The 16,163-nt window shown below is 63.7% G+C and carries 13 protein-coding genes; 5 read left to right on the top strand and 8 right to left on the bottom strand.

Going from position 1 to position 16,163, the window contains the following annotated elements; translation table 11 throughout:
• Nucleotides 1-158: 158 nt before the first annotated feature.
• The 3 genes from NTD88_RS02200 (at nt 159) to NTD88_RS02190 (ending at nt 1,958) form a co-directional block, all read left to right on the top strand.
• On the top strand, nt 159-659 hold the full coding sequence (locus NTD88_RS02200; protein ID WP_095157737.1) for a peptidylprolyl isomerase: 501 nt from the start codon (nt 159-161) through the stop codon (nt 657-659).
• Nucleotides 656-1,381 carry a UDP-2,3-diacylglucosamine diphosphatase gene (gene lpxH / locus NTD88_RS02195; RefSeq protein WP_262154222.1) on the top strand — a complete coding sequence of 242 codons (726 nt, stop codon included), beginning with the start codon at nt 656-658 and terminating at the stop codon, nt 1,379-1,381. The genes NTD88_RS02200 and lpxH overlap by 4 nt, the downstream gene beginning before the upstream one ends.
• Before the next feature lie 307 nt (nt 1,382-1,688).
• Nucleotides 1,689-1,958, top strand: a complete 270-nt coding sequence (locus NTD88_RS02190) for a hypothetical protein (RefSeq protein WP_095157741.1) — start codon at nt 1,689-1,691, stop codon at nt 1,956-1,958.
• A gap of 54 nt (nt 1,959-2,012) precedes the next feature.
• Here NTD88_RS02190 and NTD88_RS02185 read toward each other — a convergent pair whose 3' ends face one another.
• The 5 genes from NTD88_RS02185 to NTD88_RS02165 all read right to left on the bottom strand — a co-directional run bounded on the left by NTD88_RS02185 (nt 2,013) and on the right by NTD88_RS02165 (nt 7,483).
• Complete coding sequence (locus NTD88_RS02185; RefSeq protein WP_095157743.1) at nt 2,013-3,542, bottom strand: DHA2 family efflux MFS transporter permease subunit; 1,530 nt, start codon at nt 3,540-3,542, stop codon at nt 2,013-2,015.
• Complete coding sequence (locus NTD88_RS02180) at nt 3,539-4,735, bottom strand: HlyD family efflux transporter periplasmic adaptor subunit (RefSeq protein ID WP_262154221.1); 1,197 nt, start codon at nt 4,733-4,735, stop codon at nt 3,539-3,541. Before NTD88_RS02180 ends, NTD88_RS02185 begins: the two co-directional genes overlap by 4 nt.
• A gap of 19 nt (nt 4,736-4,754) precedes the next feature.
• Complete coding sequence (locus NTD88_RS02175) at nt 4,755-6,236, bottom strand: efflux transporter outer membrane subunit (RefSeq protein WP_262154220.1); 1,482 nt, start codon at nt 6,234-6,236, stop codon at nt 4,755-4,757.
• Nucleotides 6,233-6,706, bottom strand: a complete 474-nt coding sequence (locus NTD88_RS02170) for a MarR family winged helix-turn-helix transcriptional regulator (protein WP_262154219.1) — start codon at nt 6,704-6,706, stop codon at nt 6,233-6,235. The genes NTD88_RS02175 and NTD88_RS02170 overlap by 4 nt, the downstream gene beginning before the upstream one ends.
• 171 nt (nt 6,707-6,877) lie before the next feature.
• Nucleotides 6,878-7,483: a tRNA-(ms[2]io[6]A)-hydroxylase gene (locus NTD88_RS02165; RefSeq protein WP_095157751.1), complete on the bottom strand. Its 606-nt coding sequence runs from the start codon at nt 7,481-7,483 to the stop codon at nt 6,878-6,880.
• 154 nt (nt 7,484-7,637) lie between these two features.
• On the opposite strand from NTD88_RS02165, the gene NTD88_RS02160 reads away from it, so the two are divergent.
• Nucleotides 7,638-8,501, top strand: coding sequence for a universal stress protein (locus NTD88_RS02160; protein WP_095157765.1), 864 nt, complete (start codon nt 7,638-7,640; stop codon nt 8,499-8,501).
• A 55-nt stretch (nt 8,502-8,556) separates the two neighbouring features.
• On the opposite strand, the gene NTD88_RS02155 is transcribed toward NTD88_RS02160, so the two are convergent.
• Nucleotides 8,557-9,024 (bottom strand): DUF1289 domain-containing protein, encoded by a 468-nt coding sequence (locus tag NTD88_RS02155; RefSeq protein ID WP_095157767.1) that lies wholly within the window; start codon nt 9,022-9,024, stop codon nt 8,557-8,559.
• A gap of 405 nt (nt 9,025-9,429) precedes the next feature.
• Between NTD88_RS02155 and acnB the strand changes: the two genes are divergently transcribed.
• Complete coding sequence (gene acnB, locus NTD88_RS02150; protein WP_095157769.1) at nt 9,430-12,030, top strand: bifunctional aconitate hydratase 2/2-methylisocitrate dehydratase; 2,601 nt, start codon at nt 9,430-9,432, stop codon at nt 12,028-12,030.
• 191 nt (nt 12,031-12,221) lie between these two features.
• On the opposite strand, the gene prpF is transcribed toward acnB, so the two are convergent.
• A complete protein-coding gene (gene prpF / locus NTD88_RS02145) occupies nt 12,222-13,412 on the bottom strand; it encodes a 2-methylaconitate cis-trans isomerase PrpF (protein ID WP_262154218.1) in 1,191 nt (396 codons plus the stop codon).
• A 146-nt stretch (nt 13,413-13,558) separates the two neighbouring features.
• Nucleotides 13,559-16,144, bottom strand: coding sequence for a Fe/S-dependent 2-methylisocitrate dehydratase AcnD (gene acnD / locus NTD88_RS02140; RefSeq protein WP_262154217.1), 2,586 nt, complete (start codon nt 16,142-16,144; stop codon nt 13,559-13,561).
• Nucleotides 16,145-16,163: the final 19 nt, after the last annotated feature.

Below are 16,163 nucleotides of genomic sequence, written 5' to 3'. Positions count from 1 at the left end.
GCCGACAGCACCGCGCCGACAAACCGGCGCTAATATGGGCAGGCACCGCAAAAAAATCTGCGCAATGAACGTATCGCCGACGCCAGAGCGGGCGTCAGGGTCAAATACACCGTTGTACACCCCTCCTTCCCACATGCCTTGAGAGAGCGAATTTCAGCATGGCCAAAGTCAAACTGAGCACCAACCACGGCGACATCATCCTGCAACTGGATGCCGAAAAAGCCCCGAAAACCGTGGAAAACTTCGTCCAGTACGTTAAAGAAGGCCACTTCGACAACACCGTGTTCCACCGTGTCATCAAGGGCTTCATGATCCAGGGCGGCGGCTTCGAGCCTGGCATGACCCAGAAGAAAACCCGCGCCACCATCCAGAACGAAGCGGATAACGGCCTGAAGAACACCAAGTACAGCATCGCCATGGCCCGCACCATGGAGCCGCATTCGGCGTCTGCGCAGTTCTTCATCAACGCCTCCAACAACGACTTCCTCAACCACAGCGGCAAGAACGTGCAGGGCTGGGGTTACGCGGTGTTCGGTGAAGTGACCGAAGGCCAGGACATCGTCGACGCTATCGAAGGCGTGGCCACCGGCTCCAAGTCCGGCCACCAGGACGTGCCGAAAGAAGACGTGATCATCGAGAAAGCCGAGATCATTGAGTGATACTGCTGATCTCCGATCTGCATCTGCAAGAAGAACGCCCGGACATTACCCGGGCGTTTCTTGATCTGCTGGCAACCCGCGCCCGCGATGCACAAGCGTTGTACATCCTGGGCGACTTTTTCGAGGCCTGGATCGGCGATGACGGCATGACGCCGTTCCAGACTTCAATCTGCCAGGCCCTGCGTACGCTGAGCGACAGCGGCACCCAGGTGTTCCTGATGCACGGCAACCGTGATTTCCTGATCGGCAAGGCCTTCTGCAAGGCCGCGGGCGTCACCCTGCTGCGCGACCCCAGCGTGGTCGAAATGGGCGGCGAACCGGTGCTGCTGATGCACGGCGACAGCCTGTGCACCCGCGACGAAGCCTACATGAAGCTGCGCCGCACCCTTCGCAACCCGCTGAGCCTGTGGATCCTGCGCCACCTGCCGTTGATCACCCGGCGCAAGCTGGCGCGCAAGCTGCGCAGCGAAAGCAAGACGCAGACCCGCATGAAAGCCACCGACATCATCGACGTGACCACCGAGGAAGTGCCGCGAATCATGCAGCAGCATGGCGTGCACACCCTGGTCCACGGCCACACCCATCGGCCGGCGATCCACAAGCTCACCCTTGATGACGGCAGCGCCGGCCGGCGCATCGTCCTGGGCGACTGGGACCGACAAGGCTGGGCCTTGCAGGTAGATGAACAAGGCTTTCAACTGGCCCCGTTCGCGTTCGCCTGACCCTACGCTTCGCGGCCAGCCCGCGAAGCGCTCTCCTACCTCCTCCGAAAGTCGTCCACGACGGCCTTCTGCCTCGGGCCACAGCACTTTGCGCACGCAGCTTCAGGTGCGTATCTGTCTTCGCCAATCGCTTACGTTGCGCACTGTCAATGGCGGACAGACACGCTGCTTGCCAGTGATATCGTAGCGCCACCGTGTGAACTGAATCACACGAAATCCGCGAACATGGATGCCGGAAACCATCGAATAGACGGGGCGAATTCCGAAAAGCCAGATGAGTAGGAACTTAATCAAGGAGTGAGATGCAATGAGTGCTCAAGCGCAAATCGTTGGTGGCTGGTCTGCTTATCACCCACTGACTGCTCAGGACAAAAAAGTATTCCAGGAAGCCCTGCACGGCTTCGTCGGCGTGCAGTACACGCCGCTGGAAGTGTCAACTCAGGTGGTCAACGGTACCAACTACCGCTACCTGAGCAATGCCCAAGTACCGGGCAGCGAACTGATTTACAAAGTAATCGTGTCGATCTACGCACCGACCAACGGCGCGCCGCACATCACCGGCATTCAGCAGATCTGAATGCTCTGCCCCGGGCGCGTTGACCGCGCCCGCGGGTTTCAGCCGATTCCTTCCTCAATGCCCGGCCGAAGCCGGCCCCGCCTTCGCCGCGAACGGCGGCTTGGCCAGCCACACCAGCAAGATCAACCCCACGAACACCCAGCCCATCAGGGTGAAGTAATCCACCGTCGACATCATGTACGCCTGGCTACTGAGCATCTGTTCCAGTTGCCGGTATGACGCGCCCCCTGCCCCGCCCATCTGGTTCAACGCCTCGCGAGTCGCCGGCTCATACGTGCTGATGCTTTCGCTCAGGTAAGCATGGTGCTGGTCAGCGCGGCGGATCCAGATCCAGGTGGTCAGCGACGCGGCGAAGCTGCCGCCCAACGTGCGCAGGAAGGTCGCCAGGCCGGAGCCGTCGGCAATCTGCTGCGGCGGCAGGTCAGAGAGCAGGATGCTCAGGGTCGGCATGAAGAACAGCGCCACGCCGATGCCCATAAACAACTGCACCAGGGCCACATGCTGGAAGTCCACCTCATGGGTGAACTCCGCCCGCATGAAGCAACTCGCGCCGATCGCCAGGAACGCCAGACCGGCCAGCAGGCGCAGGTCGAAGCGGTGCGCGTACTTGCCGACAAAAGGCGACAGCAGCACCGGCAGCAAGCCGATCGGTGCCACCGCCAGCCCGGCCCAGGTCGCGGTGTAGCCCATCTGGGTCTGCAGCCATTGCGGCAGGATCAGGTTGATGCCGAAGAAACCGGCGTAGCCGCCCACCAGCACGATGGTGCCGATGCGGAAGTTGCGGTGCACGAACAGCCGCAGGTTGACCACCGGGTGCTTGTCGGTCAGCTCCCAGATGATGAACACCGCGATGAACACCACGGAAATCAGGCTGCCGATGATGATGAAGTTCGACTCGAACCAGTCCAGGTCGTTGCCTTTGTCGAGCACGATCTGCAAGGCGCCGACCCCGATGATCAGGCTCAGCAGGCCGATGTAGTCCATCGGCTGGCGGCTGGTCTGCACCGGCCGGGTGCGCATCTGCTGGCGAACCACGGCGGCGGCGAACAAGCCGATGGGGATATTGATGAAGAAGATCCACGGCCAGCTATAGCTGTCGGTAATCCAGCCACCGAGAATCGGCCCGGCGATTGGCGCCACCACCGTGACCATCGCCAACAGCGCCAGGGCCATCCCGCGTTTCGCCGGCGGATAGACGGCGATCAACAGGGTCTGGGTCATCGGGTACAGCGGCCCGGCGACCACGCCCTGGAGCACGCGGAAGCCCACCAGTTCCGGCATCGACTGCGAAATGCCGCAGAGGAACGACGCCAGCACGAACAGCAGGGTCGCCCAGATGAACAACTTGACCTCGCCGAAGCGCCGGCTGAGCCAGCCGGTCAACGGCAGGGCGATGGCGTTGCTCACCGCGAACGAGGTGATGACCCAGGTGCCCTGCTCCGAACTGACGCCGAGGTTGCCGGAAATGGTCGGCAACGCCACGTTGGCGATGGTGGTGTCGAGCACCTGCATGAAGGTCGCGAGCGACAGGCCGATGGTGGTCAGCAGCAGGCTCGGCGGGGTGAACGAAGCCTGGTTGCTCATCGCTGGGCAGTCTTGTCGCTGGCGCTGTTGTCGTGGATCAACCGGGCGATCAGGGTGTCGGCCTCGGCCAGTTGACGGTCATACACCTGGGTGGCGAAGGTCGCCTTTTGCGGCGCCTGCTGCGCCAGTACCGGACCGCTCTGGTCATGCAGATCGACGTCGACCGTGGTCGACAGGCCGATGCGCAGCGGGTGCTGGGTCAGTTGCTCGGGGTTGATGTGCACCCGCACCGGGACGCGCTGGACGATCTTGATCCAGTTGCCGGTGGCGTTCTGCGCCGGCAGCAGGGCAAACGCGCTGCCGGTGCCGGCGCCGAGGCTGTCGATGGTGCCGCTGTACTTGACGTCGCTGCCGTAGAGGTCGGCGCTGATGTCCACCGGCTGGCCGATGCGCATGTTGCGCAGTTGGGTTTCCTTGAAGTTGGCGTCGATCCACAACTGGTCCAGCGGGATCACCGCCATGGTCGCGGTGCCCGGCTCCAGCCGTTGGCCGAGTTGCACGGTGCGCTTGGCGACATAACCGGTGACCGGCGCCACCAGGGTGGTGCGGGCATTGCTCAGGTAAGCCTGGCGCAGTTCGGCGGCGGCGGCCTGGACCTCGGGGTGAGACGACACCACGGTGTCATCCACCAGCGCGGTGGTGGTGTTCAGTTGCTGCCGGGCATTGCTCAGCGCGCTCTGCGCCGACGACAGGTCGTCACGGGCGTGGGACAGCTCTTCCTGGGAAATCGCCCCGCCAGCGGCGAGGGTCTTGCGCCGGTTGTAGTTTTCCTGGGCCTTTTGCAGCTCGGCCTGGCGCGCCGCAACCTGGGCCTTCATGCCGTCGACGTTGCTGTACAGCCCGCGGACCTGACGTACCGCCCGGGCCAGTTTGGCCTCGGCGGCCTGCAGGCCGACTTCGGCGTCGCTCGGGTCGAAGCGGATCAGCTCCTGGCCGGCGTGCACCAGGTCGCCGTCGTCGGCGCCGATGCTGATCACGGTGCCGCTGATCAGCGGGGTGATTTCGACCACGTTGCCGTTGGCGTAGGCGTCGTCGGTGCTTTCAGTCCAGCGCCCGTAAAGCTCGTGCCAGGCCCAGGTGCCGGCGCCGATGGCCAGCACCACGAGCAGCAGCCCGAGCAGCCAGGTCTTGCGCTTGCGCTGATTGTTAACGTCCTGCTCGTTGACGGCAGTGTCCGAAGTTGGGGTAGCCATTGACGAATACCTTGGCGGGTTAAGGGTGACGGGAGGCCGGCGATGCTGCCGCGGCCTGCTGCTGTTGGGATGCCGCATCAGGCTGGAAACCGCCGCCGAGGGCCTGCATCAGCAGGATCGAACGGTCGATGCGCTCGGCATTGAGCTCGGCCAGTTGGCGCTGGGCCTGTAGCAGTTGCTGCTCGATGCTCAGCACATCGAGGAAGTTGCCGATGCCGGAGCCGTAGCGCTGCATGACGGTGTCGTAGGACTGCTGGGCGATGTCGGTGGCGCGCTGTTTGGTCGCGACCTGCTCGCCGAGGGCATGCAACTGGTCGATGTTGTCGCTGACTTCGCCGAGGGCGTTGACCAGGCTTTTGTTGTACTGGGCAACGGCAAGGTCGTAGTCGGCGTCGCGGGCATCGAGGTCGGCGCGCAGGCGGCCGCCGTCGAAGATCGGCAGCGAAATGGTCGGGGCAATATTGAAGAAGCGGCTCGGCGCACCGAAGATCGCGTCGCCCAACAGTGCCTGGGTGCCGGCGGCGGCGCTCAGGTTGAGGTTGGGGTAGAAGCGGGTTTTGCTCGCGTCGATCGACTTGCTCGCCGCTTCGACCCGCCAGCGTGCCGCCACCAGATCGGGACGCCGGCCGAGCAGTTCGGCGGGCAGGACCGATGGCAAGGCCACCGCGCCGGGCTTGAGTACCGCGGGCCGGGCAATCTGCTGGGCACGGTCCGGCCCTTTGCCGAGTAATACCGCGAGGGCGATCTGTGCGCTGTGCAGTTGTTTCTGCGCGTTGATCGCCTGCTCTTCGGAGCTGGCGGCCAGGCTTTCGGTCTGCTGGAGCTGATATTCGCTGTCGATCCCGGCGGACAGCCGGCGCTGGCCCAGGTCGAGCATCTGCCGGGTGCGCTTGAGGTCATCCTGGGTCAGGTCGTAGACGATATAGGCCTGGCCCAACTGGCTGTAGGCCCGGGCCACGTCGGCGGCGAGGATCAGGCTGGCGGCCTGGCGATCGACTTCGGCGGCGCGGGCCTGGCCCAACGCGGCTTCCCAGGCGGCGCGCTGGCCACCCCAGAGGTCGAAGGTGTAATTGAAGTCGAGGCTCAGGCTGCGCAGGGTCGAATAGCGACCGCCCTGCCCGGCCGGATCCTGGTCCCGGGCCAGCCGCGAGCGGCTGACGCTGCCGTTGGCGTCCAGGCTCGGCATGCGGTCGGCGTCGGCGGCATAAGCCGCTGCGCTGGCCTGATGGGCGCGGGCACTGGCGATTTGCATGTCCGGGCTGTCGCGCAGGGCTTCGCCAATCAGGCCGTCCAGTTGCGGGTCACCGAGGCTGCGCCACCAGTCGCTTTTCGGCCAGGCGGCCGGCGACAGGGTGACGCCCTTGAGGGTCTGCTCGGCCTTGAGATCGCTGGCCGCGAGGCGCTGGCCTTCCGGCGCGAGGCCGCGGTAGCTGGCGCAACCGGCCAGGGTCAGGGCGATCACCAGCAGGCTCAGGCTGCTGCGCACGGTGGTTCTGTTCATTTGTCACTCACCCGCAGCGCCGTCAGGGTATCGCCGGCGTTGAGCAGGACCTTGGTCAGAATCGCGGTAAGCGTGGCCAACTCATCCGGGGCCAGCACGCCGACCAGTTCGTTCATCGCCTCGGCGCCGATATGCGGCAGACGATCGGCGAGTTTCTGTCCTTCTTCGGTCAACTCGACGCGCACTTGCCGGCGGTCCTCGGGGCAGCGACTGCGGGCGATCAGGTCTTTCTGTTCGAGGCGGTCGAGCATGCGGGTCATGGAACCGCTGTCCAGGCCGAGGTAACGGCACAACTCGGCGGGGGTGTCGACGCCGTACTGGGCGACGATGATCAGCACCTTGAACTGCGCGGCGGTGACGCCGTAGTCCTGCAGGTGGCTGTCGAGAATGCGGTCCTTGACCAGCGCGGCACGCCCGAGGAGCAGGCCGATGGTGCAGGTCTGGAAGTTTTCCGGAGTGAAATGGGACATGAAGGGAGAAACCTGCTTAGGCAGTGATGTAAGCAAATATTACTGCCCAGACATTAATTGTCCAGGCATTTATTAGCTTGCTTGCTATTTTGACGACGAAAGGCCGAGCGGAGCAGTCGGGATTCAGCGAGGGCAAGAGTGGCGCGCGGAGAACCCGCGCGCCGCGGGGATTCAGGCTGGAACGCCGCTGTGGAAGCGGAATTCCTCGTCCGGCGAGACGATCAGTTCCGCCTCGGCTTCACGGACTTTCTCGATGGTGCGTTCGATATCAGCGGCATCGCCGTACTGATAGGCCAGCTTCAGGTAGCCCTGATAGTGACGCGCCTCGCTCTTGAGCAGGCCGTGATAGAACTTGCCGAGTTCTTCGTCGAGATGCGGCACCAGTGCGGCGAACCGCTCGCAACTGCGCGCTTCGATAAAAGCGCCGACCACCAGGGTGTCGACCAGCTTGACCGGCTCATGAGAACGCACCAGCCGGCGCAGGCCCGAGGCATAACGACCGGCATTGATCGGACGCAGCGGCACCTTGCGCCGCTTCATCAGGCGCAACACCTGTTCGTGGTGCACCAGTTCCTCGCGGGCCAGGCGCGACATCATGTTGATCAGGTCGATATGGGTGTTGTACTTGGCGATCAGGCTCAGCGCCGTACTGGCGGCCTTGAACTCGCAATTCTTGTGGTCGATCAGCATTGTTTCCTGATCGGCCAGCGCCGCTTGCACCCAGGCATCTGGCGTGCGGCAACCGAGGAAGGCTTCGATTTCGGGGATGAGTTCCATGATTCACAAACGGCAGAGGGCGACAGGGCCGGCGATTATACCGGCGCGGGCAACTATCACCAGTGACTATGCTTTGATATGTATCAAGCCGCGTCGCATCGAGCGCCGACTATAGTCAGGCATTGGTCGCCATTTCCCAAGGGAGTTCTCGTTCATGCAAGCCGTACGCAGCATCCTGGTGGTACTCGATCCCGAGCACGCCCACAGCCGGGCCCTGACCCGGGCCAAACTCATCGCCAAGGCGACCGGCGCACGCCTTCACCTGTTGATGTGCGACAAGAAACACGACCACAGCGCCCTGCTCAGCCTGCTCTCCAGCCAGTTGCACGATGATGGCTACGACAACGTCACCTTCGAGCAGGCGTGGCACGACACCCTTCACGAATCGATCATCGACGTGCAGCAGGCCGAAGGCTGCGAGCTGGTGATCAAGGAGCACCGCCCGGACAACCCGCTGCGCAAGGCCCTGCTCACCCCCACCGACTGGAAACTGCTGCGCCTGTGCCCGGCGGCGGTGCTGATGGTCAAGACCGAACGGCCATGGACCGGCGGCGTGATCCTCGCGGCAGTCGACGTGGGCAACAACGACCAGGACCACCGCGTGCTGCATGGCGATATCGTCGACCACGGCTACGCCATCGCCGACCTGGCCAAGGGCAACCTGCACGTGATCAGCGCCCACCCGTCGCCCATGTTGTCGGCGGCGGACCCGGTCTATCAGCTCAAGGAAACCATCGAGCAACGCTATCGCGAGGCCTGCGCCGCCTTCCAGGCGGAGTTCGACATCAGCGACGAGCGCCTGCATGTCGCCGAGGGCCCGGCGGACGTGCTGATTCCGTACACCGCCAGCAAGCTGGACGCGGTGGTGACGGTGATCGGGACAGTGGCCCGCACCGGGATCACCGGCGCGCTGATCGGCAATACGTCGGAAGTGGTGCTGGATTCGCTGGAATGCGATGTGCTGGTGCTGAAGACGGCGGAAGTGGCGGCGCAGTTGAATGAATTGGCACAAGGCTGATTCTTGAGGAAACCTTGAGGGCCTCATCACTGGCAAGCGATGAGGCCGAAACGGACTAACCCAACGCATCCTTCAAGAAACCCGGCGCGATATACCGCTGGTAGTGGGCTTCAGAAAGAAGAAAGAACTCGGTATCAATGGCATCCCGCAGCTCCGGCAATTCCCACTCGCGAAACTCCGGCAACAACACCAGCCCGTAGGCCTCCAGCTCGCGGATCACCCGCGCGCCGCGGGCGATCAACTGGTAGGCCCAGCAATATTCGGACTGATGGGGGACGTAGCGGATCTTGCGCTGCTCCAGTTGCTGGCGCAGCCGCCCGGCGTCGAAAACCTCCAGCTTGGCGGTCATCACCTGGACCAGCAGTTGCTCCAGACGCAACCACACCGCGCGTTTTTCATCCTCGCTGTAGCCGTTCCAGTGGATCACTTCATGGTGGAATCGCTTGCAGCCGCGGCACACCAGATCCCCGTAAACCGTGGAACAGAGGCCGACGCAAGGCGTCTTGATGGACTGATTGGACATGGGCAAATCGACAGCATGGCAACGGAACAGACGGCCATGTTAGCCCTTTGTCTAACGAGGGTCACCCGCTAAAGTCTTCGCCGCTGCCTTACCTTTATTTTGAATTTGCCGTAGAATCACCCGGCCTTTTAAGGCGCCAAATGTCCGTTAGAAGCTGTTTTCAAAGCGTCACGAGCACAGTTATCCGGTAGAACGGCGTTGGCTCGGGAGATTCACCTGTGAATGTCCCGTGCCAGCCCTCATCAGCTCCCCGTTCTGCAGGCGTAAAACTTTGAAAGCAGCTTCTGTAAGGATTTCCTGCAACTCTGGCTACGCGGCCCAAAAAGCCGTATTTGCGCATGAGTGCGGATTTTCTGGATGAGCGTCCCGGACACCCATTTGGGACCACTGATGAGGGTAATAACTGTGCTTGAAGCCTACCGCAAACATATCGAAGAGCGCGCAGCCCTGGGTATCGTTCCCCAGCCGCTTAACGCCGAACAAACTGCAGGCCTGGTCGAGCTGCTGAAAAACCCGCCGGCCGGCGAAGAAGCCTTCCTCGTTGAACTGATCACCGACCGCGTTCCGCCGGGAGTCGACGAAGCCGCCTACGTCAAGGCCGCTTTCCTCTCCGCCATCGTCAAAGGCGACGCCAAATCCCCTCTGATCGACCGCAAGCGTGCCACCGAGCTGCTGGGCACCATGCAGGGCGGCTACAACATCGCCACCCTGGTCGAGCTGCTGGATGACGCCGAACTGGGCGCCGTCGCGGCCGAACAGCTCAAGCACACCCTGCTGATGTTCGATGCCTTCCACGACGTGGCCGAAAAAGCCAAGTCCGGCAACGCGCACGCCCAGGCTGTACTGGACTCCTGGGCTGCCGGCGAGTGGTTCACCACCCGTCCTGCCATCGCCGAGAAATACACCCTGACCGTGTTCAAGGTGCCTGGCGAAACCAACACCGACGACCTGTCCCCTGCTCCAGACGCCTGGTCGCGCCCTGATATCCCGCTGCACGCCCTGGCCATGCTGAAAATGGCCCGTGACGGCATCGAGCCAGAGCAACCAGGTTCGGTCGGTCCGCTGAAGCAGATCGAAGCGGTCAGAGCCAAGGGCTTCCCGGTCGCCTACGTCGGTGACGTGGTCGGTACCGGTTCCTCGCGTAAATCCGCAACCAACTCCGTGCTGTGGTTCTTCGGCGACGACATCCCGTACGTGCCGAACAAGCGCGCCGGTGGTTTCTGCTTCGGCACCAAGATCGCCCCGATCTTCTACAACACCATGGAAGACGCCGGCGCCCTGCCGATCGAATTCGACTGCACCAACCTGGCGATGGGCGACGTCATCGACGTCTACCCGTTCAAAGGCGAAGTACGCCGTCACGGTAGCGACGAACTGGTCACCAACTTCGCGCTGAAAACCGAAGTCCTGCTGGACGAAGTCCGCGCTGGCGGCCGTATCCCGCTGATCGTCGGCCGTGGCCTGACCGAAAAAGCCCGTACCGAACTGGGCCTGGGCGCTTCCGACCTGTTCAAGAAGCCAGAGCAGCCTGTCGACACCGGCAAGGGCTACACCCTGGCGCAGAAAATGGTCGGCAAGGCCTGCGGCGTGACCGGCGTTCGTCCGGGCACCTACTGCGAGCCGAAGATGACCACCGTCGGTTCCCAGGACACCACTGGCCCGATGACCCGTGACGAGCTGAAAGACCTGGCGTGCCTGGGCTTCTCCGCTGACCTGGTCATGCAGTCGTTCTGCCACACCGCCGCCTATCCGAAGCCGATCGACGTCACCACCCACCACACCCTGCCGGATTTCATCCGCACCCGTGGCGGCGTGTCCCTGCGTCCTGGCGACGGCATCATCCATAGCTGGCTGAACCGCATGCTGATGCCTGACACCGTCGGCACCGGCGGCGACTCGCACACCCGCTTCCCGATCGGCATCTCGTTCCCGGCCGGTTCCGGCCTGGTCGCCTTCGCCGCTGCCACCGGCGTCATGCCGCTGGACATGCCGGAGTCGATCCTGGTTCGCTTCAAGGGCAAACTGCAACCTGGCATCACCCTGCGTGACCTGGTTCATGCCATCCCTTACTACGGGATCAAGCAAGGCCTGCTGACCGTCGAGAAGAAGGGCAAGATCAACGCCTTCTCCGGCCGCATCCTGGAAATCGAAGGTCTCAACGATCTGACCGTCGAACAAGCCTTCGAGCTGTCCGACGCCTCGGCCGAACGTTCCGCCGCGGGTTGCACCATCAAGCTGCCGGAAAAAGCCATCGCCGAGTACCTGACCTCCAACATCACCCTGCTGCGCTGGATGATCGGCGAAGGCTACGGCGACCCACGCACCCTGGAGCGCCGCGCGCAAGCCATGGAAGCCTGGCTGGCCAACCCTGAGCTGCTGGCTGCCGATGCTGACGCCGAATACGCCGAAATCATCGAAATCGACCTGGCCGACGTCAAGGAACCTGTGCTCTGCGCGCCGAACGACCCGGACGACGCCCGTCTGCTGTCGACCGTACAGGGCGAGAAGATCGACGAAGTGTTCATCGGTTCGTGCATGACCAACATCGGTCACTTCCGCGCTGCCGGTAAATTGCTGGAGAAGGTCAAGGGTGGCATCCCTACCCGTCTGTGGCTGGCTCCGCCAACCAAGATGGACGCTCACCAACTGACCGAAGAAGGCTACTACGGCATCTACGGCAAGGCTGGCGCGCGCATGGAAATGCCAGGCTGCTCGCTGTGCATGGGTAACCAGGCTCGCGTACAGACCGGTTCGACCGTGGTTTCCACCTCGACCCGTAACTTCCCGAACCGCCTGGGCGACGCGACCAACGTGTACCTGGCTTCGGCTGAACTGGCCGCGGTCGCTTCGATCCTCGGCAAGCTGCCGACCGTCGAGGAGTACATGGAGTACGCGAAGAACATCGACAGCATGGCTGCCGACGTTTACCGCTACCTGAGCTTCGACCAGATCGCCGAGTTCCGCGAAGTCGCCGCGAACGCCAAGATCGCCGCTGTTCAGATCTAAGCAGAACCTGCGTTGAAAAAGCCCCGCTGAAAAGCGGGGCTTTTTTATGTCTGCTGCATTCGTGATTGATGATTTCAGGACCGCTACGCGGTCCTTCGCGACGGGCCCACAACGCAGCCCCGGAAACAAAAAAACGGTGCCCGCCTCTCGACGGACACCGCTGTTCAAAGCCGAAGCCTGCGAAAAATGCCTTAGAACGAATCCCCCGGCACCCGCACCCACCCTTCCATCAACACCCGCGCACTGCGGCTCATGATCGCCTTGGTCACGGTCCACTGCCCGCCCACCTGCTGCGCCTGTGCACCCACCCGCAGGGTCCCGGAAGGATGCCCGAAGCGCACCGCTTCGCGCTCGCCGCCACCGGCCGCGAGGTTGACCAGCGTTCCCGGAATCGCCGCCGCCGTACCAATCGCAACGGCCGCGGTGCCCATCATGGCGTGGTGCAGCTTGCCCATGGACAGCGCCCGCACCAGCAGGTCGATATCACCGGCTTTCACCTGCTTGCCACTGGACGACAGGTAGTCCGCCGGCGGCGCCACGAAAGCGACTTTCGGCGTGTGCTGCCGGCCCGCGGCTTCATCGATGTGCTTGATCAGCCCCATGCGCACCGCGCCATGGGCACGGATGGTTTCGAAACGGGCCAGGGCCGCGTTATCGCCGTTGATCGCGTCCTGCAGCTCGGTGCCGCTGTAGCCGATGGCCTCGGCGTTGACGAAGATTGTCGGGATACCGGCGTTAATCAGGGTCACTTCGAAGCTGCCGACACCCGGCACATCAAGCTGATCGACCAGATTGCCGGTGGGGAACATCGCCCCGCCGCCGTCGTCTTCATCGGCGGCCGGATCGAGAAACTCCAGTTGCACCTCGGCCGCCGGGAAGGTCACGCCGTCGAGTTCGAAATCACCGGTTTCCTGCACCTCGCCGTTGGTGACCGGCACGTGGGCAATGATGGTCTTGCCGATGTTCGCCTGCCAGATGCGCACGGTGGCGACGCCATTGGCCGGGACGCGGGCCGGGTCGACCAGGCCGGCGCTGATGGCGAAAGAGCCCACCGCCGCCGAGAGGTTGCCGCAGTTGCCGCTCCAGTCGACGAAGGCCTTGTCGATCGACACCTGACCGAACAGGTAATCGACGTCGTGCTCCGGCTTGATGCTGCGGGACAGGATCACGGTCTTGCTGGTGCTGGAGGTCGCCCCGCCCATGCCGTCGATCTGCTTGCCGTAGGGGTCGGGACTACCGATCACCCGCAGCAGCAGCGCATCGCGGGCGGCGCCGGGCAGTTGCGCGGCTTCGGGCAGGTCCTGGAGATTGAAGAACACACCCTTGCTGGTGCCGCCACGGATGTAGGTGGCGGGGATTTTGATCTGGGGTACATGCGCCATGGATTTGTCCTGTCAGTTCAATAGGTGAAACCCCAATCGCCGGCAAGCCAGCGCCCACAAGGTGCGGCGTTCACCGTACCTGTGGGAGCTGGCTTGCCAGCGATAAGGCCCGGGCAGTCAACATCACTGCCCGCGCCGTGCCGATATCAGGCCGCGCCTTCCAGGAAGTCCTGGGCAAAGCGCTGCAACACACCACCGGCCTCGTAGATCGACACTTCTTCAGCGGTATCCAGGCGGCAGGTCACCGGCACTTCGACGCGCTCGCCGTTCTTGCGGGTGATGACCAGGGTCAGGGTCGCCCGCGGGGTGCGCTCGCCGACCACGTCGTACAGCTCGCTACCGTCCAGCCCCAGTGTCTTGCGATCGACGCCCGGCTTGAACTCCAGCGGCAGGACACCCATGCCGACCAGGTTGGTGCGGTGGATGCGCTCGAAGCCTTCGGCGACGATGGCCTCGACTCCCGCCAGACGCACACCCTTGGCCGCCCAGTCGCGGGACGAGCCCTGGCCATAGTCGGCACCGGCGACGATGATCAGCGGCTGCTTGCGCTCCATGTAGGTTTCGATCGCTTCCCACATGCGGGTGACCTTGCCTTCCGGCTCGACCCGGGCCAGCGAACCCTGCTTGACCTTGCCGTCTTCCAGCACCATCTCGTTGAACAGTTTCGGGTTGGCGAAGGTGGCGCGCTGAGCGGTCAGGTGGTCACCACGGTGGGTCGCGTAGGAGTTGAAGTCCTCTTCCGGCAGGCCCATTTTCGCCAGGTACTCGCCCGCGGCGCTGTCCAGCATGATGGCGTTGGACGGCGACAGGTGGTCGGTGGTGATGTTGTCCGGCAGCACCGCCAGCGGGCGCATGCCGGTAAGCGTGCGCGCACCGGCCAGGGCGCCTTCCCAGTACGGCGGACGGCGAATGTAGGTGCTCATTTCGCGCCATTCATACAGCGGCGGAACCTTCGGCCCCTTGTCTTCCTCGATGGCGAACATCGGGATATAGACCTGGCGGAACTGCTCCGGCTTCACCGAGGCGCGGACCACCGCGTCGATTTCCGCGTCGCTCGGCCAGATATCCTTCAAGCGGATTTCCTTGCCGTCGACCACGCCCAGCACATCCTTCTCGATATCGAAGCGGATGGTGCCCGCGATGGCGTAGGCCACCACCAGCGGCGGCGAAGCGAGAAACGCCTGCTTGGCGTATGGATGGATACGTCCGTCGAAGTTGCGGTTACCCGACAGCACGGCGGTGGCGTACAGGTCGCGGTCGATGATTTCCTGCTGGATCTGCGGATCCAGTGCACCGGACATGCCGTTGCAGGTGGTGCAGGCGAAGGCGACGATGCCGAAGCCAAGCTGTTCCAGTTCGTCGGTCAGGCCGGCTTCGTCCAGATACAGGGCGACGGTCTTCGAACCCGGCGCCAGCGACGATTTGACCCACGGCTTGCGGGCCAGGCCGAGCTTGTTGGCATTGCGCGCCAGCAGGCCGGCGGCGATGACGTTGCGCGGGTTACTGGTGTTGGTGCAACTGGTGATGGCGGCGATGATCACCGCGCCGTCCGGCATCTGCCCCGGCACCTCTTCCCAGGCACCGGCGATGCCCTTGGCCGCCAGGTCGCTGGTGGCGACGCGGGCATGCGGGTTGGACGGGCCGGCCATGTTGCGCACGACGCTGGACAGGTCGAAACGCAGCACGCGCTCGTATTCGGCATTGACCAGGCTGTCAGCCCACAGGCCGGCTTCACGGGCGTAGGTCTCGACCAGCTTGACCTGCTCCTCTTCACGACCGGTCAGGCGCAGGTAGTCGATGGTCTGCGAGTCGATGGCGAACATCGCCGCAGTGGCGCCGTATTCCGGGGCCATGTTGGAGATGGTGGCGCGGTCGCCCAGGGTCAGGGCGCGGGCACCTTCGCCGTGGAATTCAAGGTAGGCGCCGACCACTTTCTGCTTGCGCAGGAACTCGGTCAGGGCCAGCACCACGTCAGTGGCGGTGATGCCCGGTTGCGGCTTGCCGGACAGCTCGACACCAACGATTTCCGGCAGGCGCATCCAGGACGCGCGACCGAGCATGACGTTCTCGGCTTCCAGGCCACCAACACCAATGGCGATCACGCCCAGGGCATCGACGTGCGGGGTGTGGCTGTCGGTGCCGACGCAGGTGTCGGGATAGGCGACGCCGCGTTCGGCGTGGATCACCGGCGACATTTTCTCCAGGTTGATCTGGTGCATGATGCCGTTGCCGGGCTGGATCACGTCGACGTTCTTGAACGCCTTCTTGGTCCAGTTGATGAAGTGGAAACGGTCTTCGTTGCGACGGTCCTCGATGGCGCGGTTCTTCTCGAACGCCTGCGGGTCGAAGCCGCCGCATTCCACGGCCAGCGAGTGGTCGACGATCAACTGCACCGGCACCACCGGGTTGACCTGGGCCGGGTCACCGCCTTTGTCGGCGATGGCGTCACGCAGGCCGGCGAGGTCGACCAGGGCGGTCTGGCCAAGGATGTCGTGGCAGACCACGCGCGCCGGGAACCACGGGAAGTCGAGGTCGCGCTTGCGTTCGATGAGCTGGCTCAGCGACGCGTTGAGGGTCGCGGGATCGCAACGGCGTACCAGGTTTTCTGCCAGCACGCGGGAGGTGTAGGGAAGCCGGTCGTAAGCGCCCGGCGCGATCGCGTCGACTGCCGCGCGGGCATCGAAATAGTCCAGGCCGGTGCCTGGCAGGGACTTGCGGAATTCGGTGTTCATGGTCAGGTCGGCTCGGTCA

This window comes from Pseudomonas sp. 20P_3.2_Bac5 (assembly GCF_025466035.1).
GTDB lineage: Bacteria > Pseudomonadota > Gammaproteobacteria > Pseudomonadales > Pseudomonadaceae > Aquipseudomonas.
This window is presented reverse-complemented; position numbering and strand designations above follow the sequence as displayed.

Coding starts and splice junctions, on each gene's coding strand:
- NTD88_RS02200 (WP_095157737.1), top strand. CDS start 159: ATGGCCAAAGTCAAACTGAGCACCAACCACGGCGACATCATCCTGCAA.
- NTD88_RS02190 (WP_095157741.1), top strand. CDS start 1,689: ATGAGTGCTCAAGCGCAAATCGTTGGTGGCTGGTCTGCTTATCACCCA.
- NTD88_RS02185 (WP_095157743.1), bottom strand. CDS start 3,542: ATGAGCAACCAGGCTTCGTTCACCCCGCCGAGCCTGCTGCTGACCACC.
- NTD88_RS02180 (WP_262154221.1), bottom strand. CDS start 4,735: ATGGCTACCCCAACTTCGGACACTGCCGTCAACGAGCAGGACGTTAAC.
- NTD88_RS02175 (WP_262154220.1), bottom strand. CDS start 6,236: ATGAACAGAACCACCGTGCGCAGCAGCCTGAGCCTGCTGGTGATCGCC.
- NTD88_RS02170 (WP_262154219.1), bottom strand. CDS start 6,706: ATGTCCCATTTCACTCCGGAAAACTTCCAGACCTGCACCATCGGCCTG.
- NTD88_RS02165 (WP_095157751.1), bottom strand. CDS start 7,483: ATGGAACTCATCCCCGAAATCGAAGCCTTCCTCGGTTGCCGCACGCCA.
- NTD88_RS02160 (WP_095157765.1), top strand. CDS start 7,638: ATGCAAGCCGTACGCAGCATCCTGGTGGTACTCGATCCCGAGCACGCC.
- NTD88_RS02155 (WP_095157767.1), bottom strand. CDS start 9,024: ATGTCCAATCAGTCCATCAAGACGCCTTGCGTCGGCCTCTGTTCCACG.
- prpF (WP_262154218.1), bottom strand. CDS start 13,412: ATGGCGCATGTACCCCAGATCAAAATCCCCGCCACCTACATCCGTGGC.
- acnD (WP_262154217.1), bottom strand. CDS start 16,144: ATGAACACCGAATTCCGCAAGTCCCTGCCAGGCACCGGCCTGGACTAT.